Raw genomic sequence first — 25168 nt, forward strand, 5'->3', positions numbered from 1 at the left:
GAGTCTCTGATGAGTTTTGATATTGCCAAATACCCGACCCTGGCGCTGGTAGATTCCACCCAGGAGTTGCGCCTGTTGCCAAAAGAGAGCCTGCCGAAGCTGTGTGATGAGCTGCGGCGCTACCTGTTGGACAGCGTCAGCCGCTCCAGCGGTCACTTTGCCTCTGGCCTCGGCACGGTGGAACTGACCGTGGCGCTGCACTACGTCTATAACACGCCCTTCGATCGCCTGATCTGGGACGTCGGTCACCAGGCCTACCCGCATAAAATTCTGACCGGCCGCCGCGACAAAATCGGCACCATTCGCCAGAAAGGCGGCCTGCACCCCTTCCCGTGGCGCGGTGAAAGCGAGTACGACGTGCTGAGCGTCGGTCACTCCTCCACCTCCATTTCCGCTGGCATCGGGGTGGCTATCGCCGCCGCGAAAGAGGATAAACAGCGGCGCGCGGTGTGCGTGATTGGCGACGGGGCGATCACCGCCGGGATGGCGTTTGAAGCGATGAACCACGCCGGGGATATCAAACCCGACCTGCTGGTGGTGCTGAATGACAATGAAATGTCGATCTCCGAGAACGTCGGGGCGCTGAATAATCATCTGGCGCAGCTGCTCTCCGGTAAGCTCTACTCCACCCTGCGCGAAGGCGGCAAAAAGGTCTTTTCCGGCGTACCGCCGATTAAAGAACTGCTTAAGCGGACCGAAGAGCATATCAAAGGCATGGTGGTGCCTGGGACGCTGTTTGAAGAGCTGGGCTTTAACTACATCGGCCCGGTGGATGGCCACGATGTGCTCGGTCTGGTCAGCACCCTGAAGAACATGCGCGACCTGAAGGGCCCGCAGTTCCTGCATATTATGACCAAAAAAGGCCGCGGCTATGAGCCCGCCGAGAAAGACCCGATCACTTTCCACGCGGTGCCAAAGTTCGACCATACCAGCGGCGTACTGCCCAAAAGCAGCGGCGGTCTCCCTTCCTATTCGAAAATCTTCGGCGACTGGCTGTGCGAAACGGCGGCCAAAGACAGCAAGCTGATGGCCATCACCCCGGCGATGCGCGAAGGTTCAGGGATGGTGGAATTTTCGAAGAAATTCCCCGATCAGTACTTTGATGTCGCCATCGCCGAGCAGCATGCAGTCACCTTCGCCGCCGGACTGGCGATTGGCGACTACAAACCAGTGGTGGCCATCTACTCCACCTTCCTGCAGCGAGCCTACGATCAGGTGATCCACGATGTGGCTATTCAGAAGCTGCCGGTGCTGTTTGCCATCGACCGCGCCGGGATTGTCGGCGCAGACGGCCAGACGCATCAGGGGGCGTTCGATCTCTCCTTCCTGCGCTGTATTCCGGATATGGTGGTGATGACGCCGAGCGATGAAAATGAATGCCGCCAGATGCTGTACACCGGCTACCACTACAGCGACGGCCCCTGCGCGGTGCGCTATCCGCGCGGCAGCGGCACCGGCGCGACGCTGGAGCCGCTGGCATCGCTGCCGATCGGCAAAGGGGTAGTGAAACGCCAGGGCGAGAAGGTAGCGATCCTCAACTTCGGCACCCTGCTGCCGGAGGCCGCAGCGGTGGCGGACAAACTCAACGCCACCCTGGTGGACATGCGCTTTGTGAAGCCGCTGGATACCGCGCTGATCCTGCAGCTGGCAGGCGAGCACGACGTTCTGGTGACGCTGGAAGAGAACGCCATTATGGGCGGCGCCGGCAGCGGCGTGAATGAAGTGCTGATGGCCCATCGCCGGGCGGTACCGGTGCTCAATATTGGCCTGCCGGACGTCTTTATTCCGCAGGGCACTCAGGAAGAGATCCGCGCCGACCTCGGCCTCGATGCCGCCGGTATTGAAGCCAAAATCCTCGACTGGCTGGCATAATCGCCCCTCCCGCTCCTGCTATGCTTAAGGGATACCCTTGATGAATAGCAGGAGCGCACCATGCACTATATCCCCCTCGGCGATACTGCCTTACGTGTTTCCCGACTCTGCCTCGGCTGCATGACCTTCGGCGAGCCGGACCGCGGCAGACACGCCTGGACGCTTCCGGAAGAGAGCAGTCGCCCGCTCATCCAGCACGCCATTGAAGGCGGCATCAACTTCTTCGATACCGCAAACAGCTACTCCGACGGCAGTAGCGAAGAGATCGTCGGCCGCGCTCTGCGCGACTTTGCCCGCCGCGACGAGGTGGTTGTCGCCACCAAGGTCTATCACCAGGTCGGCGATCTGGCGGAAGGGCTTTCCCGGGCGCAGATCCTGCGCTCTATCGACGACAGCCTGCGCCGTCTCGGTATGGACTATGTCGACCTGTTGCAGATCCACCGCTGGGACTACAGCACCCCGATTGAAGAGACGCTCGAAGCGCTGGACGAGGTGGTGAAAGCCGGCAAAGCGCGCTATATCGGAGCCTCGTCCATGCATGCCCGGCAGTTTGCCCAGGCGCTGGCGCTTCAGCAGCAGAACGGCTGGGCGCGCTTCGTCACCATGCAGGATCACTACAACCTGATTTACCGGGAAGAAGAGAATGAGATGCTGCCCCTGTGCCAGCGTAACGGCGTGGCGGTGATCCCGTGGAGCCCGCTGGCGCGCGGCAGGCTGACCCGCCCATGGGGTGAGACCACCGCCCGGCTGGTCTCGGATGAGTTCGGCAAATCGCTTTACAGCACCAGCGAAGAGAACGACGCGCAGATCGCCGGGAATCTCGCGGACGTGGCGGAAGAGCTCGACGCCAGTCGCGCGCAGGTCGCCCTCGCCTGGCTGTTAAGCAAGCCCGGCGTCGCCGCGCCAATTATCGGTCCGTCGCGTCAGGAACAGCTCGATGACCTGTTGCAGGCGGTGGATTTGACGCTATCTCCGGAACAGATCGACAAACTGGAGGCGCCCTATCAGCCGCATCCGGTGGTGGGATTTAAGTGACGGGCGTGGTTTCCCCGACAGCATGGCGCTGCCGGGGAGAAGCGGTCAAAGCAGACCGATGGGCCAGTGATGGCCAATAACATACAGCACGCCGGCGGAGATCACGCCGGCGACGATATCGTCCACCATGATCCCCATTCCGCCGTGAATATTGCGGTCAAACCAGCGAATCGGCCACGGTTTCCACATATCGAAGATACGGAAAATGACGAAGCCGGCGGCCACCCACTGCCAGTCCAGGGTCGGCAGCGCCATCAGGGTGATCCACATCCCGACGAACTCGTCCCAGACGATGCTGCCGTGGTCATGGGTGCCCATATCTTTGGCCGTGCGATGGCACAGATAGACCCCGATACAGATGCTCATCATCACCACCAGCGAGTAGAGCTGCCAGGGGAGAAAAGTCATCAGATACCAGAACGGGATCGCCGCCAGCGACCCCATCGTGCCCGGCACCACCGGGCTTAAGCCGCTGCCAAAGCCGGTCGCCAGCAGATGCCATGGATTACGCATACTCAGGCGGCTAAGCGCCTCGTCTCGACTACGCAAAGTGATCGTATCCCTTTAAATCAAGCGTGACCGGCTTACCGTCGCGGATAAACTGCAGACCTTCGCTCTCCGGCGCAATCTGTCCGATACAGGTAAAACGCGCGCCAAGATGGCCAAGGGCCACGTCCAGCGCCCCACGGTTCAGTTCCGGTACGGTAAAGCACAGCTCGTAGTCTTCGCCACCGGCGAGCGCCCAGCGCAGCGCCTGCTCAGAATCAACCTGGCGTAGCATCGCGTCAGAGTACGGCATGGCATCAAGCTCGATACGCGCGCCGCAGCCGCTGGCTTTGAGAATATGACCCAGATCGGAGATCAGGCCGTCGGAGAGATCGATCGCCGACGTCGCCAGGTCGCGCAGCGCCTGGCCCTGCAGCACGCGGGGCATCGGACGCAGGTGACGGGCCAGCAAATAGTCGGCGTCAGTCGGCGTATCCACCGTCAGCCGGTTCTGCAACAGCGCCAGGCCGGCGGCGCTGTCCCCCGGGGTACCGGTGACATAGATCCAGTCTCCCGGCTTCGCACCTGAACGTTTCATGGCGCGCCCAGGCGGCACAAAGCCGTGGATACCCAGGGTCATGGCGAGCGGGCCACGGGTGGTGTCGCCGCCAATCAGCTGCATATCGTAGTAGTCAAGCTGGACAAACAGGCTGTCGCTGAAGGCTTCCAGCCAGGCTTCATCCACCTCCGGCAAGGTCAGCGCCAGGGTGAGCCACGCCGGCTCTGCGCCCATCGCTGCGAGGTCGCTCAGGTTCACCGCCAGGGCTTTATAGGCGAGGTCGGCCGGGTCGATATCGGGTAAGAAGTGATTGCCCGCCACCAGAGTGTCGGTGCTGATTGCCAGCGTTTTTTTCTCGGGAATATTCAGGAGAGCGCAGTCGTCGCCGATACCGGTCTCGACATCAAGACGAGCGCTTTTAACGCGATCAAAATAACGGGCAATCAGGGAGAATTCGCCACATGCCATACGTTATGCCTCAGCAAAATAATAAATAAGGCCGGGTTGCGAGACGACCCTCGCAAAACCCGGCCTGCAGTTTACTTCTTGTGGGGACGAATTACCGGAGCCGCTTTGTCCAGCACACCGTTGACGAACTTGTGGCTATCTTCAGCGCCGAAGGTTTTCGCCAGTTCGATAGCTTCATTGATGGCCACTTTATACGGTACGTCATCGCGTTTGGACAGCTCAAACAGCGCGATACGCAGCACCGCTTTTTCCACCTGACCCAGCTCTTCCAGCTGACGGGACAGGTAGGGCTTCATCAGGCCGTCGAGGTACGCGCTGTTAGTCGCCACTCCGGACAGCAGTTCGCGGAAATACAGAACATCAACATCTTTTACGTCCTGTTCCGCCAGGAACTGGTATTCGACATCAGCGATGTCGTTCTGGGACAACTGCCAGGAGTAGAGCGCCTGGACGGCACACTCACGGGCGCGGCGACGAGCAGCAGGTTTCACGGAATTCCCCTTACAAAAATCAGGCCTTGATGGCTTTCAATACGTTAATCATTTCCAGCGCGGTCAGCGCAGCTTCTGCGCCTTTGTTACCGGCTTTGGTGCCAGCGCGCTCAATGGCTTGTTCAATACTTTCAGTGGTCAGAACACCAAAGGCTACCGGGATTTCGCTGTCCTGAGCGACGTGCGCCAGGCCATTGCTGGCACCGCCTGCCACATATTCAAAGTGGGCGGTACCGCCGCGAATCACCGTACCCAGCGCGATCACCGCGTCATATTTACCGGTTTTCGCCAGTGCGCCAGCCGCCAGCGGCAGCTCATACGCGCCTGGAACCCAAACAACGGTGATGTTTTCATCTTTTACCTGACCAATGCGTTTCAGGGCGTCAATCGCACCTTCCAGCAGGCTGTCATTGATAAAGTTGTTGAAACGCGCAATGGTGATGGCGACGCGAGCGTCCGGGGTAGCAACGTTAGCTTCAATAATGTTCATACTCTTCCTTCGGGTTCATGTGCCCCGCAAGAGGGGCGGATTTTATCATATTATTCTGAGCGCTGCTTCCTAATAATCAGGAAAGCCTCACGCAGTGGTTAAATGCAGGCAGACATCCGGGCCAACCTGACGTATCTCATTGAATTTAAAATGGGGCGCTTGGCTCAGTTCTTCAAGCCCCGGCAGCGCGCATAATCCACGCGCCGCATTGCCTAACAGTTTAGGCGCAATATAGACGATAAGCTCGTCGACCAGCCCCGCCTGCAGCAGCGCCCCGGCAAGCGTGGCCCCCGCCTCCACCCAGACGCTGTTGATCTGCTGTTTGCCAATCAGCATCATCAGCAGCACCAGATCGAGATGGCCGTTATGTTCCGGAACCAGCAGCGTGCGCACGCTGTCCGGCCACTGGCGCTCATCGGCGCCCAGGCGGGCAAACAGCGTTTCCCCCGCCTGCTGCACAATACGATGCTCAGGCGTGACGCGGTTCTGACTGTCGATCACGACGCGCAGCGGCTGGCGCAAATTCTCTTGGGGATACAGCGCCTGGGTATCGGCGCTCAGCTCCTGCCAGCGCACGGTCAGCGCCGGATCGTCCGCCAGTACGGTGGCGCTGCTGGTCAGAATGGCATGGCTCTGTGCGCGCAGACGCTGCACGTCGCGTCGCGCCTGCGGGGAGGTGATCCACTGGCTTTCGCCGCTGGCCATCGCCGTGCGGCCGTCCAGCGAAGCACCCAGCTTGAGCTGCACCCAAGGAAAACCGGTGCGCATCCGCTTCAGGAAGCCCTTGTTCAGCGCTTCCGCCTCGTTCATCATCAGCCCGTGGCTGACTTCAATACCGGCCTGCTGCAGACGGTACAAGCCGCGCCCCGCCACCTGCGGGTTCGGATCCTGCATCGCGGCGACCACGCGGCTGATGCCGGCGGCAATCAGCGCATCGCAGCACGGCGGCGTACGGCCGTGGTGGCTGCAGGGCTCAAGGGTGACATAGGCGGTGGCGCCTCGCGCCTGTTCCCCCGCCATCCGCAGGGCGTGCACTTCGGCGTGCGGCTCGCCGGCGCGATAGTGGAACCCTTCGCCGACGATCTCGCCGTCTTTTACAATGACACAGCCAACGTTAGGGTTAGGATGGGTGGTAAAGCGACCGCGGGCGGCGAGCTTAAGCGCACGCGCCATGTACATTTCGTCCTGCATGGCTTAGTCCTGTAAGCGGGCGATCTCTTCGCCGAATTCTTTGATATCTTCGAAGCTGCGATAGACCGACGCGAAGCGAATATAGGCGACTTTATCCAGTTTTTTCAGCTGTTCCATCACCAGATTGCCGATCATTTTGCTGGCCACTTCGCGCTCGCCGGTTCCGCGCAGATGGGTTTTGATATGGTTGACCGCCATTTCGACGTCATCGGCGCTGACCGGACGTTTCTCCAGCGCTTTCAGCATCCCACTGCGCAGCTTGTCTTCGTTGAAGGGTTCACGCACATCGTTACTCTTCACCACCCGGGGCATCACTAGCTCCGCCACTTCGAAGGTGGTAAAGCGCTCATTACAGACCAGACACTGCCGACGGCGACGCACGGAAGAGCCTTCCCCCACCAGACGAGAGTCAATCACTTTGGTATCCACGGCGAAACAGAAAGGGCAATGCATAGCGCGTCCTGACAGGTAGTTAAACTGAAGGGTAGTTTACCGCGAAGTGACCTGACTACAAAGAAAGAGCTTTTGAGACAAAGGATCTATGGGAGAGACAGGCGGTTTGGCTACCATTAAGCATCCTCTGCAAACGGAATCCTGACCATGACAAGACGTTACCTGAAACTCGCCATCGCGGGCAGCCTGTTTACCCTTACCGCCTGCGCCCAGCAAAGCGAAATCCGCCAGATGCACCAGAGCGTGAGCACCCTGAGCCAGGAGATGACCCAGCTCAATCAGCAAACGATCAAAATTACCCAGCAAAACGCGCTGAACGCGAAATCTACCCGCGGCGTCTATTTGCTGCCGGAGGCGAAAACCCCGGCGCGGCTGGAGAGCCAGATCGGCACCCTGCGCATGTCGGTGGCGAGCATTACGCCGGATGGCGACGGGTCACGCCTGACGTTACGTATTCAGGGCGAATCCAACGATCCGCTGCCGGCCTTTACCGCCACCGTCGCCTCCGGACAGATCACCGGCACTACCCACAGCTACCAGGAAGTAAATGTTCAGGATCAGTTGATCAGCGCCCCGGCCAGCATCCTCGCACCCAGCGATGTCAACATCCCGCTGCGCCTGAACGTGACGCCGGACAAAGTCGGTTTTATTCGCGTCCACGATATCCAGCCCGCCGCCGCACAGTAAGCCTTTGCGCCGGGCTTTCCCCTGCCCGGCGACATCCTGCCCCGTCATTCTTCTCCACTTACAACTTTTCACAAGAGTTCATTAGAAATCGTTCTGCATCGCGATTTTCAGTAGCATTTTGTCAAGAAATGCATAGAATCGTGAACGCAATCGATTACGCATGTTCTGGTTATGTGAAACAACACGTATTTTTGTGAGCAATGATTCCTATAATAGACCCCCACAGAAAGACGAAATATTTAGAAACGCTTCGGCACTTCTTTTAACGCCTTCAGGCTCAATTTAAACAGTGGCATTACTATGAAAAAAACATTACTGGCAGCGGGTGCGGTTGTGGCGCTCTCCACTTCTTTTACCGCGGGCGCGGCAGAAAACGACAAACCGCAGTATCTGTCTGACTGGTGGCACCAGAGTGTTAACGTGGTAGGGAGCTACCACACCCGTTTCGGACCGCAGATCCGTAACGATACCTATCTGGAATACGAAGCGTTCGCCAAAAAAGACTGGTTTGATTTTTACGGCTATATCGATGCTCCGGTGTTCTTCGGCGGCAATAGCACGGCAAAAGGTATCTGGAACAACGGTTCTCCGCTGTTTATGGAGATCGAACCGCGCTTCTCTATCGACAAGCTGACCAACACCGATCTGAGCTTCGGGCCGTTCAAAGAGTGGTATTTCGCGAACAACTATATCTACGATATGGGCCGCAATGATTCCCAGGAGCAGAGCACCTGGTATATGGGTCTGGGTACCGATATCGACACCGGCCTGCCGATGAGCCTGTCGCTGAACGTCTACGCCAAATACCAATGGCAGAACTACGGCGCGTCCAATGAGAACGAGTGGGACGGCTACCGCTTCAAAGTGAAATACTTTGTGCCGCTGACCGACCTGTGGGGCGGTTCGCTGAGCTACATCGGCTTCACCAACTTCGACTGGGGTTCTGACCTCGGCGATGACAACTTCTACGATCTGAACGGGAAGCACGCGCGCACCAGCAACTCCATCGCCTCCAGCCACATCCTGGCGCTGAACTACGCGCACTGGCACTACTCGGTAGTGGCCCGTTACTTCCATAACGGCGGCCAGTGGGCTGACGATGCCAAGCTGAACTTCGGCGATGGCGATTTCAGCGTCCGCTCAACCGGCTGGGGTGGTTACTTCGTGGTTGGTTACAACTTCTAATTGCTGAAACGGCAAGACAGCGCCCGGGCCATCCGGGCGTTTTTATTTCTCCCACACGTCGCACCGGACCTTGCGCAGAAAATCGCTTAACGAGCGGTCGGCGCACTCGCTGAATCGACGCTCGGTCGCCCTGACCGCCAGACAGCGGTCGAGGCGAAAGTTGCGATAATCATTGCGCAGCTCACACCAGGCTACCAGCAGCCAGCGCTCCCCCCAGAAAAACAGCCCCAGCGGCAGCACGTCGCGCTCGGTCACCCGACCGGACTCATCCTGATAGCGCAACGCCAGCACCTGCTGGCCGGAGACCGCCTGATGAATGATGTCAAAGAAGGTTTTGGCATAGCGATGGGCGCCGAGATCGGGGCAAACAGGCGGGTCTGCTCCGCCTGGCGTCGGCGCGCCTCCGGCAGGATCGCCAGCATCTTCTCCTGTGCGGATTCCAGCGATTGCGACAGCGCCTCGCCGCCCCAGGTTTTCAGCAGCCGGATCGCGGCGATCAGCGCTTCGGATTCTTTGGTGGTCAGCATTAGCGGCGGCAGATCGTAGCCCGCCAGCAGCCGGTAGCCGCTACCCGCCTCCCCCTCCACCGGCACGCCGGAGAGGGAGAGATCGCGAATATCGCGATACACGGTGCGCTCCGACACGCCCAGCCGCTCCGCCAGCAGCGAGGCGGTGGTGAGCCGCCTGCCGCGCAGGATCTGCACAATCTGAAATAAACGGTCGGCGCGTCGGGTCATGTTTCAATTCACAAAAAGTTCAGGTTAAGCCGGTTGGTGCAGGCCGACGCGGTTGCCCTCGCTGTCAGTAAACAGCGCGATGGTGCCAATATTATTCGGCAGCGTCAGCGGCCCGAAAACACACGCCCCACCCGCCGAGGCGACGCGGTCGAGTGTGGCGGCAAGATGGTCTGTATGCAGGTAAATAATAGCGCCCTGCGCTGAAGGCGCGATACCCTCAAATTTGGCCAGCGCGCCGCCGGGGGCCGGGTCCTGATGCGGGAACACCGCCAGCTCGGCGCAGTCCATGGTTTCGCGACGCAGCGTCACCTGCATCACCGGCTCATAAAACGCGACGGCGCGATCCATATCGGCGACCGGAATTTCAAACCAGTTAATCACGTTATTCATACTTCCTCCTGCTCGTTATTGAGTTCAAAAGGAGTGTATGGGAGGGCTCCTGACAGCATACTGTCAGCAGGTTTTGTCGCGGGCAAAAAAAATCCCGGCCGCCTGGGCCGGGATTGCTTTATTTCAACTGAACCGTATTACGGCAGAATTGACGGCTGGTCCGCCCCTTCTTTTTCCACCTTCTGCTGCAGCAGATGCTCGCGCTTCATGCCCAGCTTCAACGCCAGCGCGGAGGCGACGTAGATAGAAGAAGCCGTACCGATGGAGACACCGATCAGCATGGTCAGCGAGAAGCCTTCCAGAATCGGGCCGCCGAACAGGAACAGCATCAGGATCACCATCAGGGTGGTCCCGGAGGTGATCAAGGTACGGTGCAGCGTCTGGGTCAACGACACGTTGAAGATCTCGTACGGCGTACCGCGGCGGATCTTACGGAAGTTTTCACGGATACGGTCCGATACCACGATACTGTCGTTCAGCGAGTAGCCGATAACCGACATCAACGAGGCCACAATGGTCAGGTCGATTTCGATATGGAACAGCGACAGCACGCCCATGGTGATCACCACGTCGTGCGCCAGGGCGATAACCACCCCCGCCGCCAGACGCCATTCGAAGCGGAAGCCGACGTAGATCAGGATACAGACCAGCGCGGCAATCAGCGCCAGGGCGCCGGTTTGCGCAAGGTCCGCACCGACGCTCGGGCCGACAAACTCAATGCGCTTCACCGCTGCGTTCTGGCTGGTCGATTCGTTAATCACCGTCACGACCTTACTGCCCAGCTCCTGGCTGCCGTTGGCGTCATGCACCGGCGGCATACGTACCATGATGTCGCGGCTGCTGCCAAAGTTCTGCACCTGCGGCTCTTCAAAGCCCGCTTTTTGCAGGGAATCGCGCATCTGGTCGAGATCGACCGGCTTCTCAAGGGTAATTTCGATCACCGTACCGCCGGTGAAATCGAGACCCCAGTTAAAGCCGCGGACGCCGATGATGGCGATCGACACAATCAGCAGAAAACCTGAAATGCCGAAGGCCCAGTAGTCCCAGCGCATAAAGTCCCAGACTTTACGGCCGTGGTTCAATTGTTCAACAGTATATTCCTGTGCCACAACGCACTCCTCAGATAGACAGCTTTTTAACGCGCTTGCCGCCGTACAGCAGGTTCACGATGGCACGGGTGCCGACGATAGCGGTAAACATTGAGGTCGCGATACCGATACCGGTGGTAATCGCAAACCCTTTAATGGCACCGGTACCGACCGCGTACAGGATGATCACTTTGATAAGCGTCGTCACGTTGGCGTCGAAGATCGAGCTGAACGCGCCGCGATAACCTTCGTCAATCGCCTGCTGAACGGTACGCCCGTTGCTCAGCTCTTCTTTGATACGCTCGTTGATCAGAACGTTAGCATCGACTGCCACCGCAAGGGTTAACACGATACCCGCGATGCCCGGCATGGTCAGCGTCGCCCCCGGGATGAGGGACATAATGCCGACAATCAGCACCAGGTTGGCAATCAGCGCCGAGGTCGCAATCAGACCGAACTTCTTATAGAAGAGGATCATGAACAGGATGGAGACCACCAGGCCGGCCAGACAGGCTTCCAGACCCTGCTTGATGTTCTGCATACCAAGGGTTGGGCCGATAGTCCGCTCTTCGACGATCTGAATCGGCGCAATCAACGCGCCGGCACGCAGCAGCAGCGACAGCTGGCGCGCTTCGTTCGGGTTGCTGATACCGGTAATACGGAAGCTGTTACCCAGACGCGACTGGATGTTGGCGATGTTAATCACCTCTTCCTCTTTCGCCAGGATAGCGCGACCGTTGGCGTCTTTCTTACCGCTGTCTTTATACTCCACGAACAGGGTCGCCATCGGCTTGCCGATATTGTCCTTAGTGAAGTTGGACATGATGTTACCGCCCGCGCTGTCCAGCGAGATGTTGACCTGCGGCTGGTTGTACTCATCCATGCTGGAGGTCGAGTCGGTGATATGGTCACCGGTCAGGATCACCCGCTTGTACAGCACCACCGGCTGGCCTTCACGCGTCTGCTTCACTTCCGAGTCGCCCGGTACGCGGCCAGAGGCGGCGGCGGACTGGTCAACGTTAGTATTGACCAGACGGAACTCGAGGGTCGCGGTCGCGCCAAGGATCTCCTTCGCCCGCGCGGTATCCTGGATACCCGGCAGCTCAACGACGATGCGGTCAGCGCCCTGACGCTGAACCAGCGGTTCGGCGACGCCCAGCTGGTTCACACGGTTACGCAGAATGTTAATGTTCTGCTGAACCGCGTACTCACGGGCTTCTTTCAGGCGCTCATCGGTCATCACCGCTTTCAGGCTGTTGTCACCCTGAGAGGAGATCACCAGATCGCGATGGCGAGGGCTGAGATAAGAGATAGCCTGGTCGCGCGCCGCGCTGTCGCGGAAGACGATGCTCAGACCGTAGTTGTCTTCCTTGCGCACGGTCGCGTAAGGAATGCCTTTGTCGCGCAGCTCGCTGCGCAGGCTATCGATGTTCTGTTCCTGCAGTTTGCCTAACGCGGTGTCCATGTCGACTTCCATCAGGAAGTGCACGCCGCCGCGCAGATCAAGACCCAGCTTCATCGGTTCGGCATAGAGTGCCGCCAGCCAGCGTGGGGTTGCCGGAGCAAGGTTTAGCGCCACGACGTATTTGTCACCCAGCACGGTAAGCAGCGCTTCACGCGCGCGCAGCTGGGTATCAGTGGTGTCGAAGCGCGCAAGAATAGCGCCCTCTTCCAGTGCCACAGACTTCGCGGTAATTTTTTCTTCTTGTAAAGTTTTCTGGACCTGGATCAGCGTTTGCTCACTGGCGGCGACGCCGCGCGCGCCAGTGATTTGAACAGCCGGATCCTCACCATACAGGTTGGGAAGCGCATAGATCAGGCCGACGACAATGACGACGACCAGCATGACATACTTCCACAAAGGATAACGGTTTAACACGGCAGTTCCCTTTGGGAAAAGTTAGATTACAGCGCCTTCATGGTGCCTTTCGGCAGAACGGCAGCAACGAAGTCACGTTTGATAACCACTTCAGTGGTATCGTTCAGCGCGATAGCAATGTAGCCAGTTTCCGCTACTTTGGTCACGCGACCGACCAGACCGCCGTTGGTCAGCACTTCATCACCTTTGGCGATGGAGTTCATCAGGTTCTTATGTTCCTTGGTGCGCTTCTGCTGTGGACGCAGGATCATGAAGTAAAAAATCAGACCGAACACCACCAGCATCAGAATCAGAGACATCGGGCTGCCCTGCGCCGGTGCACCCGTTGCCGCTACCGCATCAGAAATAAAAAAGCTCATTGAAATTCCCTCATTATTAAAATTAATCAACGTTCAAAGGAGGCACGGTGCGCCCCTGACGTTGGTAAAAATCGGTCACGAAGCTCTCTAATTTACCCTCTTCGATAGCCTTGCGTAAACCAGCCATTAAACGCTGATAGTAGCGCAGGTTATGAATGGTATTGAGACGCGCGCCCAATATTTCGTTGCAACGGTCAAGGTGATGCAAGTAAGCGCGTGAATAATTGCGACATGTATAGCAATCACACTCGGCGTCCAGCGGCGCGGTATCGCTTTTGTGCTTCGCGTTGCGGATTTTCACCACGCCGTCGGTGACGAACAGGTGGCCGTTACGCGCGTTGCGCGTCGGCATGACGCAGTCGAACATATCGATACCGCGACGTACCCCTTCCACCAGATCTTCCGGCTTCCCGACGCCCATCAGGTATCGTGGTTTATCGGCCGGGATCTGCGGGCAGACGTGCTCCAGAATACGGTGCATGTCTTCCTTCGGCTCGCCGACCGCCAAACCGCCGACAGCGTAGCCATCAAAGCCAATCTCTACCAGACCTTTCACCGAGATATCACGTAAATCTTCGTAAACGCTGCCCTGAATGATGCCGAACAGCGCATTTTTATTGCCAAGGCTATCGAAACGGTCACGGCTGCGCTTCGCCCAGCGCAGAGACATCTCCATTGAGCGCTTGGCGTAATCCCAGTCCGCCGGATACGGCGTACATTCGTCGAAGATCATCACGATATCAGAGCCGAGATCGTACTGAATCTCCATGGATTTTTCCGGATCGAGGAAAATCGGATCGCCGTTGATCGGGTTGCGGAAATGCACGCCCTGCTCGGTGATCTTACGGATATCGCCAAGGCTGAACACCTGGAAGCCGCCGGAGTCGGTCAGGATCGGTCCTTTCCACTGCATAAAATCGTGCAGATCGCCGTGCAGCTTCATGATCTCCTGACCCGGGCGCAGCCACAGGTGGAAGGTGTTGCCGAGAATAATCTGCGCGCCGGTGGCTTCCACCTCTTCCGGCGTCATCCCTTTGACGGTGCCGTAGGTGCCAACGGGCATAAAGGCCGGTGTTTCCACCACGCCGCGCTCAAACACCAGGCGACCGCGGCGGGCGCGACCGTCGGTGGTATCCAGTTCAAATTTCATGCTTGCTCCTGCGTCAGAAAAACAGTCCGACGTTTTCATACTCGCCACGGAATGATTCCGTGGCTAAAAAAATGCGTCATGGCGTCCAAAAAGCCGGCGGGCCGGCCTCTTCAGGGACGCTCAGAAATAGCCTGCGGATTGTACGTGATAAACATCGCATCCCCGTAGCTAAAAAAGCGATATTTCTGCTCCACCGCTACCTTATAGGCGTTCATGGTGTGCTGATAACCCGCAAACGCCGACACCAGCATAATCAATGTGGATTCAGGGAGATGGAAGTTGGTTACCAGCGCATCGATCACCTGGTACTGATAACCCGGGTAGATGAAAATCTGCGTATCGTCGAAGAACGGCGCAATCAGGGCGTCTTTCGCCGCCTGCGCCGCGCTCTCCAGCGAGCGTACCGAGGTGGTGCCCACCGCGATCACGCGATTGCCGCGCGCCTTCGCCGCCAGCACCGCATCGACTACCTCCTGCGGCACTTCCGCATATTCAGAGTGCATGGTGTGCTCTTCAATGCTGTCGACGCGCACCGGCTGGAAGGTACCCGCGCCCACGTGCAGGGTGACAAACGCCATCTCAACGCCTTTGGCGCGCAGTTTATCCAGAAGCGGTTCGTCGAAGTGCAGACCAGCGGTCGGGGCGGCTACCGCGCCCGGCCTGGTGCCGTAGACGGTTTGATAGAGCTCGCGGTCAGCGTCTTCATCCGGGCGGTCAATGTAGGGCGGCAGCGGCATATGGCCAATCCCGTTAAGGATCTCCAGCACCGGGCGCTCGTCGTTAAATTCCACTTCAAACAGCGCGCCGTGACGCGCCAGCATGGTGGCCTGAATGCTCTCGTCGTCGCCCAGCAGCAGCTCGGCGCCCGGCTTCGGCGCTTTCGAGGCGCGAATATGGGCGAGGATGCGCTTATCATCCAGCATCCGCTCCACCAGCACTTCGATCTTGCCGCCGCTGGCCTTACGACCGAACAGACGCGCCGGGATCACCCGGGTGTTGTTAAACACCAGCAGATCGCCGGGATTGAGCTTATCGAGGATGTCGGTGAAGGTGCCATGCGTCAGCGCGCCCGTCGGCCCGTCCAGGGAAAGTAAGCGGCAGCTGCTGCGCTCAGGCATCGGATAGTGGGCGATCAGAGATTCGGGTAGTTCAAAAGCAAAATCGGTAACGCGCATGACGGTAACTCAGACTGAATAAAGAGGCGGGTAGTCTAGTGCCGGGGCGTTCTGCCTGCAACCTTTACCCCTCCGGACGAATGACATAATCTATATTCCAAATCATTCCGAATGCCGCCATGCGGCAGCCGAATGCATCACCGGTGGCAGAGGGCCGCGCGCGGCCAGACAGCACGCCATTCGGGCACCGGGGCTGCCGTTCAGGGCGACGCGCAGCGCTACACCGCTCACTCTGCTCGCCATAAAGTATTTAAAGGATGTCGTCGCTATGAATTTTCTCGCCCACCTGCACCTGGCCCATCTCGCCGACAGTTCGCTGCCCGGCAATCTGATGGCCGACTTTGTGCGCGGCAACCCGCAGGGCGACTATCCGGCGGCGATCGTCGATGGCATCTATATGCATCGGCGAATTGACGTGCTGACTGACAACCTGGCGGAAGTCAAAGAGGCGCGGGAGTGGTTTCGCCCGCAGACCCGCCGCGTCGCCCCCATCACCCTCGACGTCATGTGGGATCATTTCCTGTCGCAGCACTGGGCGCAACTCTCCCCTGACCTGCCGCTGGACGAGTTCGTGCGCTACGCCGAGCGGCAGATCGTGCCGATCCTGCCCGACTCGCCGCCCCGCTTCGTCAATCTCAATCAATACCTCTGGTCGGAGCGCTGGCTGGAGCGCTACCAGGAGATGGATTTTATTCAGCGCGTGCTCAATGGCATGGCCAGCCGCCGCCCGCGTCTCGAGGCGCTGCGCGACTCCTGGCAGGATCTGGATACTCACTACGACCGGCTGGAGGGGCAGTTCTGGCGCTTTTATCCGCAGATGATGCGTCAGGCGAAAAACAAACAGCTGTAATCGCTGCGACATTGATAGGTAAAAGCTGGCTGAACGATTGTCAGCGCCTCTTTGTGTTATTGGCGGACAGGCTCTATACTTGCCCGCGTTGCGTTCCAAATAACCTTAGTAATTACAGGAGAATCAAATGGTTCTGGTCACTCGTCAAGCGCCGGATTTTACTGCAGCCGCTGTGCTGGGTAATGGTGAGATCGTTGAGAAATTCAATTTCAAACAGCACACCAACGGTAAACCTACCGTTCTGTTCTTCTGGCCGATGGACTTCACCTTCGTTTGCCCGTCTGAGCTGATCGCGTTCGACAAACGTTACGAAGAATTCCAGAAACGCGGCGTGGAAGTGGTTGGCGTTTCCTTCGACTCCGAGTTCGTGCACAACGCATGGCGTAATACCCCGGTAGACCAGGGCGGTATCGGCCCGGTTAAATACGCGATGGTTGCCGACATCAAACGTGAAATCCAGAAAGCTTACGGTATCGAGCATCCGGACGAAGGCGTGGCGCTGCGCGGCTCCTTCCTGATCGACGCCAACGGCGTGGTTCGCCACCAGGTGGTGAACGACCTGCCGCTGGGCCGTAACATCGACGAAATGCTGCGCATGGTGGACGCGCTGCAGTTCCACGAAGAGCACGGCGAAGTCTGCCCGGCGCAGTGGGAAAAAGGAAAAGAAGGTATGGCTGCCTCTCCGGAAGGCGTGGCAAAATACCTGACCGAAAACGTCTCCAGCCTGTAATCGGCACACGTTTTTATAAAAGGCCCGCTCAAGCGGGCCTTTTTTGTTAGCGGCGTCAAAATTTAAGAAAATGACCCGCTGATATTTGTGACCAGCAATACACTTCTGCTGAAAAATTCCGCTCTGCCTCTCATTTTTTCTCTGTCATATTTCAGCGTTAAATCTCAACCACTTCATAACACACTGAAAAACAAATAAATTATTTATATGATTTTCAGCCAGCACTTTGCCGTCGATGTGATCGCCATCAATATTTAAAACCGCGGATGTGATCTCATCCATCATTTTTATCAATGTATTTGGTCATGATTTTACTCAGGAACAGGAATACGTTCAGGAGAAGAGAATGGATATTATTTTTGACCCGACGTTAATCGCCCTGAAGCAGAATATTTCCCATGCGGAGGAGGCCATCGAACTGGCGGGTTCATTACTCGCCAGGCGCCAGATTTGCAGCGCCGAATATGTCAACGAGATGCTGACAGTATACGAGGATTTTGGCGCCGCCATCGTGATAGATGACGGGATTGCCATGCCGCACGCCCGCCCGGAAAAAGGGGCATTGCAGACCGGATTTTCGCTTGTCACCACCGCCACACCAGTGACCTTCGGCCACGATGAGTTCGATCCGGTTACCGTCGTCATCGCGATCGCCGGCGCCGATGCTGACAGTCATATCAAAATGATCCAACTGATTGCCTCGCTGATCGAGTCAGATATCGTGACTTTTCTTCAGCAGGAAAATGACGTGAATTCAGTCTTACATTTCATCCAAAAACAAATGGAGTAGTCATTATGTTAGTTATCAGAACGGTTTGTGGTAACGGTATTGGCAGTTCATTGATGGCTGCGAATAATGTGAAGAAGATCTGTGAAGAATTAGGTATCAAAGCGGACGTCGCTTCGGTCGATTTTGCTAACGCCGTCGGGGAAAAAGCCGACCTTTACGTCACGATCAAAGAACTGGCAAATCAATTTCCGGCCCACTGTCATGTCGCCATTATTCGCAGCTACGTCCATAAAGCAAAAATCGCCGAGGATATTACCGACGCGCTGATGAAAATTGCTGCGACTCACTCTTAATCAGCATAGAGGGAACGACCATGCAGGCTATTCTTAGTTTCTTAACGGAAATATTCAGTCAACCCGCTTTTTTAATGGGGCTTATCGCCTTCGTTGGCTTAGTGGCGCTGCGCTCCCCCGGCAACAAACTCCTTACCGGCACATTAAAGCCGATTTTAGGCTATTTGATGCTGAGCGCTGGCGCAGGCGTTATCGTTGCCAATCTCAACCCGCTGGGCGGTATTATCGAAGCTGGATTTAATATCCGCGGCGTTATTCCTAACAATGAAGCCATTGTCTCCGTCGCCCAGAAAATGCTGGGCGTGGAAACCATGAGTATTTTGCTGTTGGGCTTTATTTTCAACCTGATCATAGCCCGCTGCACCAAATATAAATATATCTTTCTCACCGGCCATCATTCGTTCTTTCTCGCCTGCCTGTTCTCCGCCGTCCTGCAGGCGGCGGAGTTCCAGGGCTGGATGTTGATCCTGATCGGCGGATTCCTGTTGGGCTCATGGTCGGCCATTTCCCCGGCCATTGGCCAGCGTTACACCAGGCAGGTAACCGAAGACGGCGGGATCGCCATGGGCCATTTCGGCTCCCTGGGCTACTACCTCTCGGCGTGGATCGCCAGCCGGACCGGCAATCCGGCAAACTCCTTCGCCGATACCGAAATTTCAGAGAAATGGGGTTTCCTGCGCGATACCACCGTCACTACCGGTATCGTGATGTTTGTTATCTACTTCATCTGCAGCGCTGTCGCCGGGTCGGCGTACCTGAGCACCATCACCGACCAGAATATGCTGATCTTCTCCGTGCTGACCGGTCTGCAGTTCGCCGTTGGCGTAGCCATTGTCTACAATGGCGTGCGGTTGATCCTCGGCGATCTGGTGCCGGCATTCCAGGGCATCAGCCAGAAACTGATCCCGGACTCCATCCCGGCCGTTGACTGCGCGGTGTTCTTCACCTTTAGCCCCACCGCGGTGGTGGTGGGATTCATCAGCTCCTTTGTGGGCGGTCTGGTCGGGATGCTCATGCTCGGCGGACTGGGCATGGCGCTGATTATTCCCGGCATGGTGCCGCACTTCTTCTGCGGCGGCACCTCCGGGGTCTTTGCCGACAAGCTGGGCGGTAAGCGCGGGTGTATCATCGCCGCCTTTATCGGCGGGATCTTCCTCGCCTTCCTGCCGGCGATGCTGCTGCCGGCGCTCGGCAACCTCGGGTTTGAAAACAGCACCTTCGCCGATTTCGACTTCGCAGTGTGGGGCATCATTATCGGTAACGCGTTCACCCAGTTTGGCCAGGTCACTATCTACCTGATTTGTCTGGCGCTGCTCGTCGCGCTGCTGGTGCCTTTCTGCTTCCGTCAGGTACGGGTAGTGGGCAACACGCTCAGCTATGAGGAGCTTACTGCCAAGCAGAAAAATGAATAAGCGAGGTCATTTTTCCCTGCGGGAAGGTCACGCTTCCCGCCGCTGACAAATAATCAGGAGTGGTTATGGCTATTTTGTCCATTGGATTTGCCTGTTTCGATCAGTTTTTCTTTCTCAATGAATGGCCCCAGGAGAATACCAAAAACTTTTGTCATGATTTTATAGAAAGCGGCGGCGGCCCGGCGGCCAATGCGGCCTGGCTGCTGGGATTATGGGGTGAGGAGGTCTATTACATCGGCCATCTGCATCAGGACCTTTACGGTCAGCGCATTATCGATGAGTTTGCCGAAGCGGGGGTGGATACCAGCCAGGTGGTTTTCTCCGATGACATGATCACCCCGTTGGCCTCGGTGCTGGTCAATCGCTTAACGGGTTCGCGGACGATTATTACCCGCAAGATGCAGACACCGCCTTCCCTGACCTACGATCAAAAGCTCAAACTGGACGACCTCGCCGAACGACTGATTGCCGCCGAGGATCCGGTCACCATTTTAATTGACGGCCATGAGCCGGAAATCAGTGAATATTTAATTAAGAAACTGCCCAACGCCAGAGTCGTGATGGACGGCGGGTCACTGCGCGCCAGCAATATAAAACTCGCAGCCTGGACCGACTATTTTGTAGTGAGCGAACATTTTGCCCGCGATTATATGAGCTATCGCTCTCTGAGCACCGAAGCAGAAATTAAAGCGGCGCTGATTGAGCTGAATAAAATTTGCCGCGGTGAAGCATTTATTACCCTTGGCGAAAAAGGCTGCGCTTTTTTAAAAAGCGGTATGCTGCAGATCGTTCCTTCCTGGTTGTGCAATGCCGTTGATACCACCGGAGCCGGAGATGTATTTCACGGTGCCTTCACCTATGGCGTCCACTACTCATGGCACATAGATAATATTATTTTATTTGCCAGCCTGACCGCCGCCATTTCTATTGAGAAAAAAGGGGTACGGGAATCTATGCCGGACCTGGCGGTCGTCCACCACTCGTTAAATAGCTACGAGAGAAACTTAAAGCAATATTTTGAAGAATAACTGCATTTAATAAATATCAAGAGGTGAATATGTTAGTGTCGATGAAGGACATGCTTCAGCATGCCCTGCGGGACGGCTACGCCGTCGGTCAGTTCAACATTAATAATCTGGAATGGGTCGGCGCCGTATTAAGCACCGCCCAGCAGTGCCGCTCACCGGTTATTTTGGGCGTGTCCGGCGGCACGGTTAAGCATATGCTCGGGTTAAAATGTATTCATGACATCGTAGTTAACGCCATGCAGTATTTGCATATTGATGTTCCGGTGGCGCTGCATCTGGATCATGGCACCTCCCGGGAGGCCTGCGAAGCGGCGATTGCCGCCGGCTTCAGTTCCATTATGTTTGATGGCTCGCATCTGCCGTTCAGGGAAAACCTGGCCATTACTCGCCATCTGGTGACGCTGGCGCACAGCAAAGGTATCTCTGTTGAGGCCGAACTGGGGACTATCGCCGGCAGTGAAGACGGCATTGTCAATTCCGAAGTCATCTACGCCGATCCGCAGGAGTGCTACACCCTGGTGACAGAAACCCAGGTGGATTGCCTCGCCGCCGCGCTGGGCTCCACCCATGGCCTGTATAAAGGCAAAGCCCGACTGGGATTTACCGAGATGAAAGCCATTGCCGAGCGGGTGAAGGTTCCGCTGGTGCTGCATGGCGGCACCGGTATTGCCGATGAGGATATGCGCCGGGCGATTGCCTGCGGCACCGCCAAGATTAACGTTAATACCGAAAATATGTACGCCTGGTGCCAGCAGGTGAAGGCGATCTTTGCTGCCGATACCGGGAACGATGTGAACGATCCGCGGAAAGTGATCGCCCAGGGACTGCAGCCAGTACGCGAAATGATTGCCCGCCGCATGGCGCTTTTTGGCTCACAGCAGCGTTATTGATGCGTGAAAGGTGGCTGAGACCTCCGCCCTTAGCAACCGGGGCGGAGGCGTCAGGCATCAGAAGGCAAAGCAGGAGCAACCCAGCACGCCCCAGAAGGCCTGCTCGTCGGAGACCGGGATCGACGATTTCCGCGCGATATCATGCTGATGGCCGTGGACACTGCAGCTACCGCAGCACTGGTGCATCTGGACTATGGCGCCAATTTTGGCCGCCGCTGGCGGAGCGGAACGGTAATGGCCCGGGACCTTCACCACCGGCGACCACTCCGGCAGCACCGGGAGCGGCGGCGGTGCCAGCGGCGAGAAGTGACCGGCGGCGTACACCACTTTGCCATCAACCACCGTCAGCACCGACTCAATGCCTTTGATCTCCTCTTCCGCGACGCTGAAATAGTCCTTCGACAGCACCACCAGATCGGCAAGCTGACCGGCGGCCAGACGGCCCTTTTTACCCTGCTCGCTGGAGAACCAGGCGCTGCCCGCCGTCCACAGCTCCAGCGCGACATCGCGCGGCAGGCGGTTGTTGTCGTCATACATCGCCATCCCGCCAACGGTGCGCCCGGAGACCAGCCAGTACAGCGCGGTCCACGGATTATAGCTGGCGACGCGGGTGGCATCGGTCCCTAACCCTACCGGTACGTCCAGCTCCAGCATTTTCGCTACCGGCGGCGTATGTTTCACCGCCTCTTTGCCGTAGCGATCGACAAAATATTCGCCCTGGAAGGCCATCCGGTGCTGCACCGCAATGCCGCCCCCCAGCGCCTTCACCCGCTCAATGTTGCGCTCGGTAATGGTCTCGGCATGATCGAAGAACCAGTGCAGGCCATTAAACGGAATGTCACGGTTCACCTTCTCAAACACGTCCAGCATCCGGCTGATGGACTCGTCGTAGGTGGCATGCAGGCGGAACGGCCAGCGATGTTCAACCAGATGGCGCACCACCCGCTCCAGCTCATCTTCCATGCCTTGCGGCAAATCCGGCCGCGGCTGCAGGAAATCTTCAAAATCCGCCGCCGAAAACACCAGCATCTCGCCGGCGCCGTTGGCGCGATAGAAATCGGTTCCCTGCCCCGGCTTCAGCATATCGGTCCAGCGCTCGAAGTCCTCCAGCTCCTGCTTCGGTCGCTGGGTAAACAGGTTGTAGGCGATGCGCACGGTCATCTGATCTTTTGCGTGCAGCTGCTCGATAATTTCGTAATCTTCCGGGTAGTTCTGGAAACCGCCCCCGGCGTCGATGGCGCTGGTCAGCCCCAGTCGGTTCAGCTCGCGCATAAACTGACGGGTGGAGTTCACCTGCAGATCCAGCGGCAGCTTCGGCCCTTTGGCCAGGGTGGCGTAGAGGATCATGGCGTTTGGTTTGGCAATCAGCATCCCGGTCGGGTTGCCGTGGCTATCGCGGACGATCTCTCCGCCAACCGGATCCGGCGTCTCTTTGGTATACCCCACGGCTTTCAGCGCCGCGCGGTTCAGCAGTGCGCGATCGTAGAGATGTAGCACAAACACTGGCGTATCGGGCGCCGCGTCGTTTAGCTCTTCCAGGGTCGGCATCCGTCGTTCGGCGAACTGGAATTCGCTCCAGCCGCCGACCACCCGCACCCACTGCGGCGACGGTGTGCGATCCGCCTGATCCTTAAGCATTCGCAGGGCATCGGCCAGAGAGGGCACGCCCTCCCAGCGGAGCTCAAGGTTGTAGTTCAACCCTCCGCGGATCAGATGCAGGTGAGAATCGTTGAGGCCCGGGATCACCGTATGCCCTTTGAGATCGACGATCTGCGTTCCCTCGGCGGCAAAGCTCATGATCCGATCGTGGCTTCCGGTGGCAACAATTTTTCCGTCGGCGATGGCCACGGCTTCCGCCAGCGGATTCGCACGATCGAGGGTATGAATCTGGCCGTGGGTCAGAATCAGTGTGGCAGTTTGCGACATAACACACTCCTTGGGGAGGCTGACTCAGTTTTTCTTCAACCAGCCAGCAAACAGGCGGGTCACGATGGGCATCCAGAACCAGACCACCAGCGCAACCACGCAGGCATCATTGATCAGGTGCAGCAGCAGGCTCCCCTTAAGCGACGGCAACAGCATGCCGGTCACCGTCGGCACCAGGTTGGTGCTGGGGAAAATCACCAGCAGGGTGATCAGAAACTGTTTCCAGCGCCGCGGCTGGCGCACATTCGCCACCGGCGGGGTAAACCAGAAGGCCGGTTCGGTCCGCACCTCCGTCCGATCGCCCTCCGTCAGCAGCGGGGCAATTTCCGCCACCAGCTGACGACGGGTTTCCGACTGCGTCCAGGCATAGAGATGCTCCAGGGTGTCGAAGCGGATAATCACGCTCCACAGATTCTGCCCTGCGGCGGGCCGGATCACATTCGCCCCGAGATGACCGGGAAACTCAGCCGCGATGGGCATGATTTTGCCGAGCCACTCTTCGTAGCGCTGGCCGTGTTGCGGATCGAGCAGATGGCTGATGACCAGGGTCACCGATTTTTGCTGCGCCATAAAGATTCCTTGCTTCAGGGGAATGGCAGGATGATTCTCGCCATTAGCCATAGATGACCATACACAACGTCATTCATGCTGCGTCGAGGCGGCAAGCCGGCACGTCCCGGGAGCTGACATCAGTCAGTGACCGGGGCGGGCAAACCCAGCTAACAAAGAGGCAGCCTGAAGGGTGAATGTATTTAAGCTTTACGCTCTGGCGCGCCATGCACCATGGTATAAGCGTAATCCACGCCCATCCCGTAGGCGCCGCTGTGTTCGCGCACCAGGTCCATCACCGCATCGTAAGTCGCTTTGCGCGACCAGTCGCGCTGGTACTCCAGCAGCACCTGCTGCCAGGTCACCGGCACCGCGCCCGCCTGCACCATCCGGTCAATGGAGCGCTCATGGGCGTCGACAGAGGTACCGCCGGAGGTATCGGTGACCACATACACTTCGTAGCCCGCCTCCAGGGCCATCAGCGCCGGAAACGTCAGGCAAACTTCGGTCCACAGAGCGGAGATCACCAGCTTTTTACGGCCGGTCGCTTTCACCGCCGCAACGAAGGCATCGTCTTCCCAGGAGTTCATTGAAGTACGCTCAATCGGCTTGACGTCAGGATGCACGGCCAATAATTCCGGCCAAATATAACCGCTGAAGCTTTTGGTCTCTACGGAAGTGTAAATCACCGGTACATTAAAAATTTTGCCGGCTTTAGCCAGCGCCACGGTGTTATTTTTGAGGGTCTGGCGATCGATATTCGCCACGCCGAATGACATCTGTGGCTGATGATCAATAAAGATAAGGGCGGAATTAGTGGGATCGAGCAGTTCACGAATAGACATTAAATACCTTCTTAATCAATTAGTTAAAAAGATGACATGATGGTTAATGCGTCGTGTAGATCCTGACTGATAAAGCATGGTGAGTATAGCCAGTTATTTCTAACAAGTTATTAAAGTTTTTTTGTGGTTTATATTTTGTCAGCGGTTAGTATTTACTCAT

General features: G+C 57.5%; 27 protein-coding genes and 2 pseudogenes. 11 read left to right on the forward strand and 18 right to left on the reverse strand.

Going from position 1 to position 25168, the window contains the following annotated elements; all coding sequences use genetic code 11:
* The first annotated feature begins 9 nt into the window (after positions 1-9).
* Positions 10-1872, forward strand: a complete 1863-nt coding sequence (dxs, locus tag ABLV76_RS18210) for a 1-deoxy-D-xylulose-5-phosphate synthase (protein WP_004204827.1) — start codon at positions 10-12, stop codon at positions 1870-1872.
* Positions 1873-1932: 60 nt separating this feature from the next.
* Positions 1933-2907: an aldo/keto reductase gene (locus ABLV76_RS18215; protein ID WP_017898927.1), complete on the forward strand. Its 975-nt coding sequence runs from the start codon at positions 1933-1935 to the stop codon at positions 2905-2907.
* Between the two features lie 45 nt (positions 2908-2952).
* Here ABLV76_RS18215 and pgpA read toward each other — a convergent pair whose 3' ends face one another.
* The 6 genes from pgpA to nrdR form a co-directional block, all read right to left on the reverse strand.
* Positions 2953-3456 (reverse strand): phosphatidylglycerophosphatase A, encoded by a 504-nt coding sequence (gene pgpA / locus ABLV76_RS18220; protein WP_004177266.1) that lies wholly within the window; start codon positions 3454-3456, stop codon positions 2953-2955.
* Positions 3449-4420 (reverse strand): thiamine-phosphate kinase, encoded by a 972-nt coding sequence (thiL, locus tag ABLV76_RS18225; protein WP_004204831.1) that lies wholly within the window; start codon positions 4418-4420, stop codon positions 3449-3451. The genes pgpA and thiL overlap by 8 nt, the downstream gene beginning before the upstream one ends.
* Positions 4421-4491: 71 nt before the next feature.
* Complete coding sequence (nusB, locus tag ABLV76_RS18230; RefSeq protein WP_004204833.1) at positions 4492-4911, reverse strand: transcription antitermination factor NusB; 420 nt, start codon at positions 4909-4911, stop codon at positions 4492-4494.
* Positions 4912-4930: 19 nt separating this feature from the next.
* Positions 4931-5401 carry a 6,7-dimethyl-8-ribityllumazine synthase gene (ribE, locus tag ABLV76_RS18235; RefSeq protein WP_001021161.1) on the reverse strand — a complete coding sequence of 157 codons (471 nt, stop codon included), beginning with the start codon at positions 5399-5401 and terminating at the stop codon, positions 4931-4933.
* A gap of 87 nt (positions 5402-5488) precedes the next feature.
* Positions 5489-6592 (reverse strand): bifunctional diaminohydroxyphosphoribosylaminopyrimidine deaminase/5-amino-6-(5-phosphoribosylamino)uracil reductase RibD, encoded by a 1104-nt coding sequence (gene ribD, locus ABLV76_RS18240; RefSeq protein ID WP_348878408.1) that lies wholly within the window; start codon positions 6590-6592, stop codon positions 5489-5491.
* Between the two features lie 3 nt (positions 6593-6595).
* Positions 6596-7045 carry a transcriptional regulator NrdR gene (nrdR, locus tag ABLV76_RS18245; RefSeq protein ID WP_002890417.1) on the reverse strand — a complete coding sequence of 150 codons (450 nt, stop codon included), beginning with the start codon at positions 7043-7045 and terminating at the stop codon, positions 6596-6598.
* Between the two features lie 147 nt (positions 7046-7192).
* On the opposite strand from nrdR, the gene ABLV76_RS18250 reads away from it, so the two are divergent.
* Positions 7193-7732 carry a DUF3251 domain-containing protein gene (locus ABLV76_RS18250; protein WP_004204835.1) on the forward strand — a complete coding sequence of 180 codons (540 nt, stop codon included), beginning with the start codon at positions 7193-7195 and terminating at the stop codon, positions 7730-7732.
* 300 nt (positions 7733-8032) lie between these two features.
* Positions 8033-8917 carry a nucleoside-specific channel-forming protein Tsx gene (locus ABLV76_RS18255; protein ID WP_004204836.1) on the forward strand — a complete coding sequence of 295 codons (885 nt, stop codon included), beginning with the start codon at positions 8033-8035 and terminating at the stop codon, positions 8915-8917.
* Between the two features lie 42 nt (positions 8918-8959).
* Here ABLV76_RS18255 and ABLV76_RS18260 read toward each other — a convergent pair.
* From ABLV76_RS18260 to ABLV76_RS18295, 8 genes and pseudogenes are all read right to left on the reverse strand, one after another.
* Positions 8960-9654, reverse strand: a pseudogene (locus ABLV76_RS18260) (YafY family protein).
* Positions 9655-9678: 24 nt separating this feature from the next.
* Positions 9679-10044, reverse strand: coding sequence for a VOC family protein (locus ABLV76_RS18265; protein WP_004204838.1), 366 nt, complete (start codon positions 10042-10044; stop codon positions 9679-9681).
* A gap of 137 nt (positions 10045-10181) precedes the next feature.
* Positions 10182-11153: a protein translocase subunit SecF gene (gene secF / locus ABLV76_RS18270; RefSeq protein WP_004204839.1), complete on the reverse strand. Its 972-nt coding sequence runs from the start codon at positions 11151-11153 to the stop codon at positions 10182-10184.
* A 10-nt stretch (positions 11154-11163) separates the two neighbouring features.
* On the reverse strand, positions 11164-13011 hold the full coding sequence (gene secD, locus ABLV76_RS18275; RefSeq protein WP_004204840.1) for a protein translocase subunit SecD: 1848 nt from the start codon (positions 13009-13011) through the stop codon (positions 11164-11166).
* A 26-nt stretch (positions 13012-13037) separates the two neighbouring features.
* Positions 13038-13370 (reverse strand): preprotein translocase subunit YajC, encoded by a 333-nt coding sequence (gene yajC, locus ABLV76_RS18280; protein ID WP_002890398.1) that lies wholly within the window; start codon positions 13368-13370, stop codon positions 13038-13040.
* Between the two features lie 22 nt (positions 13371-13392).
* Positions 13393-14520, reverse strand: a complete 1128-nt coding sequence (tgt, locus tag ABLV76_RS18285) for a tRNA guanosine(34) transglycosylase Tgt (protein WP_002890395.1) — start codon at positions 14518-14520, stop codon at positions 13393-13395.
* A 110-nt stretch (positions 14521-14630) separates the two neighbouring features.
* Positions 14631-15695, reverse strand: a complete 1065-nt coding sequence (gene queA / locus ABLV76_RS18290) for a tRNA preQ1(34) S-adenosylmethionine ribosyltransferase-isomerase QueA (protein ID WP_004204841.1) — start codon at positions 15693-15695, stop codon at positions 14631-14633.
* A 64-nt stretch (positions 15696-15759) separates the two neighbouring features.
* Positions 15760-15875, reverse strand: a pseudogene (locus ABLV76_RS18295) (hypothetical protein).
* An 88-nt stretch (positions 15876-15963) separates the two neighbouring features.
* Here ABLV76_RS18295 and acpH point away from each other — a divergent pair.
* Together acpH and ABLV76_RS18305 are read left to right on the forward strand one after the other, a co-directional pair.
* Complete coding sequence (gene acpH, locus ABLV76_RS18300; protein ID WP_004204843.1) at positions 15964-16545, forward strand: ACP phosphodiesterase; 582 nt, start codon at positions 15964-15966, stop codon at positions 16543-16545.
* 127 nt (positions 16546-16672) lie between these two features.
* Positions 16673-17275 carry a peroxiredoxin gene (locus ABLV76_RS18305; protein ID WP_004178733.1) on the forward strand — a complete coding sequence of 201 codons (603 nt, stop codon included), beginning with the start codon at positions 16673-16675 and terminating at the stop codon, positions 17273-17275.
* A gap of 144 nt (positions 17276-17419) precedes the next feature.
* Here the strand turns inward: ABLV76_RS18305 and ABLV76_RS18310 are convergent, their stop codons facing one another.
* Positions 17420-17566 (reverse strand): hypothetical protein, encoded by a 147-nt coding sequence (locus tag ABLV76_RS18310; RefSeq protein WP_060656998.1) that lies wholly within the window; start codon positions 17564-17566, stop codon positions 17420-17422.
* Positions 17567-17621: 55 nt separating this feature from the next.
* On the opposite strand from ABLV76_RS18310, the gene ABLV76_RS18315 reads away from it, so the two are divergent.
* The 5 genes from ABLV76_RS18315 (at position 17622) to fba (ending at position 21688) form a co-directional block, all read left to right on the forward strand.
* The gene (locus ABLV76_RS18315) at positions 17622-18065 is read left to right on the forward strand and encodes a PTS sugar transporter subunit IIA (RefSeq protein WP_004204845.1); all 444 of its coding nucleotides are present in this window, start codon (positions 17622-17624) and stop codon (positions 18063-18065) included.
* Between the two features lie 5 nt (positions 18066-18070).
* The gene (locus ABLV76_RS18320) at positions 18071-18358 is read left to right on the forward strand and encodes a PTS sugar transporter subunit IIB (protein ID WP_017898931.1); all 288 of its coding nucleotides are present in this window, start codon (positions 18071-18073) and stop codon (positions 18356-18358) included.
* Positions 18359-18378: 20 nt separating this feature from the next.
* A complete protein-coding gene (locus tag ABLV76_RS18325) occupies positions 18379-19770 on the forward strand; it encodes a PTS ascorbate transporter subunit IIC (RefSeq protein ID WP_004204848.1) in 1392 nt (463 codons plus the stop codon).
* A gap of 65 nt (positions 19771-19835) precedes the next feature.
* Positions 19836-20798 (forward strand): PfkB family carbohydrate kinase, encoded by a 963-nt coding sequence (locus ABLV76_RS18330; RefSeq protein ID WP_023319834.1) that lies wholly within the window; start codon positions 19836-19838, stop codon positions 20796-20798.
* A gap of 35 nt (positions 20799-20833) precedes the next feature.
* Complete coding sequence (gene fba / locus ABLV76_RS18335) at positions 20834-21688, forward strand: class II fructose-1,6-bisphosphate aldolase (protein WP_348878421.1); 855 nt, start codon at positions 20834-20836, stop codon at positions 21686-21688.
* A gap of 57 nt (positions 21689-21745) precedes the next feature.
* Here fba and ABLV76_RS18340 read toward each other — a convergent pair whose 3' ends face one another.
* The 3 genes from ABLV76_RS18340 to ABLV76_RS18350 all read right to left on the reverse strand — a co-directional run bounded on the left by ABLV76_RS18340 (position 21746) and on the right by ABLV76_RS18350 (position 25008).
* Positions 21746-23614: an amidohydrolase gene (locus tag ABLV76_RS18340; protein ID WP_087771477.1), complete on the reverse strand. Its 1869-nt coding sequence runs from the start codon at positions 23612-23614 to the stop codon at positions 21746-21748.
* Between the two features lie 24 nt (positions 23615-23638).
* A complete protein-coding gene (locus tag ABLV76_RS18345; protein WP_004204853.1) occupies positions 23639-24184 on the reverse strand; it encodes an antibiotic biosynthesis monooxygenase in 546 nt (181 codons plus the stop codon).
* Positions 24185-24366: 182 nt separating this feature from the next.
* Positions 24367-25008 carry a hydrolase gene (locus ABLV76_RS18350; RefSeq protein ID WP_002890357.1) on the reverse strand — a complete coding sequence of 214 codons (642 nt, stop codon included), beginning with the start codon at positions 25006-25008 and terminating at the stop codon, positions 24367-24369.
* Positions 25009-25168 lie beyond the last annotated feature (160 nt).

Source organism: Klebsiella sp. GB_Kp047, from assembly GCF_040065235.1.
Lineage (GTDB): Bacteria > Pseudomonadota > Gammaproteobacteria > Enterobacterales > Enterobacteriaceae > Klebsiella > Klebsiella quasipneumoniae.

Coding starts and splice junctions, on each gene's coding strand:
- ABLV76_RS18265 (WP_004204838.1), bottom strand. CDS start 10,044: ATGAATAACGTGATTAACTGGTTTGAAATTCCGGTCGCCGATATGGAT.
- ABLV76_RS18345 (WP_004204853.1), bottom strand. CDS start 24,184: ATGGCGCAGCAAAAATCGGTGACCCTGGTCATCAGCCATCTGCTCGAT.
- yajC (WP_002890398.1), bottom strand. CDS start 13,370: ATGAGCTTTTTTATTTCTGATGCGGTAGCGGCAACGGGTGCACCGGCG.
- acpH (WP_004204843.1), top strand. CDS start 15,964: ATGAATTTTCTCGCCCACCTGCACCTGGCCCATCTCGCCGACAGTTCG.
- tgt (WP_002890395.1), bottom strand. CDS start 14,520: ATGAAATTTGAACTGGATACCACCGACGGTCGCGCCCGCCGCGGTCGC.
- ABLV76_RS18250 (WP_004204835.1), top strand. CDS start 7,193: ATGACAAGACGTTACCTGAAACTCGCCATCGCGGGCAGCCTGTTTACC.
- ribE (WP_001021161.1), bottom strand. CDS start 5,401: ATGAACATTATTGAAGCTAACGTTGCTACCCCGGACGCTCGCGTCGCC.
- ABLV76_RS18325 (WP_004204848.1), top strand. CDS start 18,379: ATGCAGGCTATTCTTAGTTTCTTAACGGAAATATTCAGTCAACCCGCT.
- ABLV76_RS18320 (WP_017898931.1), top strand. CDS start 18,071: ATGTTAGTTATCAGAACGGTTTGTGGTAACGGTATTGGCAGTTCATTG.
- ABLV76_RS18315 (WP_004204845.1), top strand. CDS start 17,622: ATGGATATTATTTTTGACCCGACGTTAATCGCCCTGAAGCAGAATATT.
- ABLV76_RS18330 (WP_023319834.1), top strand. CDS start 19,836: ATGGCTATTTTGTCCATTGGATTTGCCTGTTTCGATCAGTTTTTCTTT.
- nrdR (WP_002890417.1), bottom strand. CDS start 7,045: ATGCATTGCCCTTTCTGTTTCGCCGTGGATACCAAAGTGATTGACTCT.
- dxs (WP_004204827.1), top strand. CDS start 10: ATGAGTTTTGATATTGCCAAATACCCGACCCTGGCGCTGGTAGATTCC.
- ABLV76_RS18350 (WP_002890357.1), bottom strand. CDS start 25,008: ATGTCTATTCGTGAACTGCTCGATCCCACTAATTCCGCCCTTATCTTT.
- ribD (WP_348878408.1), bottom strand. CDS start 6,592: ATGCAGGACGAAATGTACATGGCGCGTGCGCTTAAGCTCGCCGCCCGC.
- queA (WP_004204841.1), bottom strand. CDS start 15,695: ATGCGCGTTACCGATTTTGCTTTTGAACTACCCGAATCTCTGATCGCC.
- thiL (WP_004204831.1), bottom strand. CDS start 4,420: ATGGCATGTGGCGAATTCTCCCTGATTGCCCGTTATTTTGATCGCGTT.
- ABLV76_RS18340 (WP_087771477.1), bottom strand. CDS start 23,614: ATGTCGCAAACTGCCACACTGATTCTGACCCACGGCCAGATTCATACC.
- ABLV76_RS18305 (WP_004178733.1), top strand. CDS start 16,673: ATGGTTCTGGTCACTCGTCAAGCGCCGGATTTTACTGCAGCCGCTGTG.
- ABLV76_RS18255 (WP_004204836.1), top strand. CDS start 8,033: ATGAAAAAAACATTACTGGCAGCGGGTGCGGTTGTGGCGCTCTCCACT.
- ABLV76_RS18215 (WP_017898927.1), top strand. CDS start 1,933: ATGCACTATATCCCCCTCGGCGATACTGCCTTACGTGTTTCCCGACTC.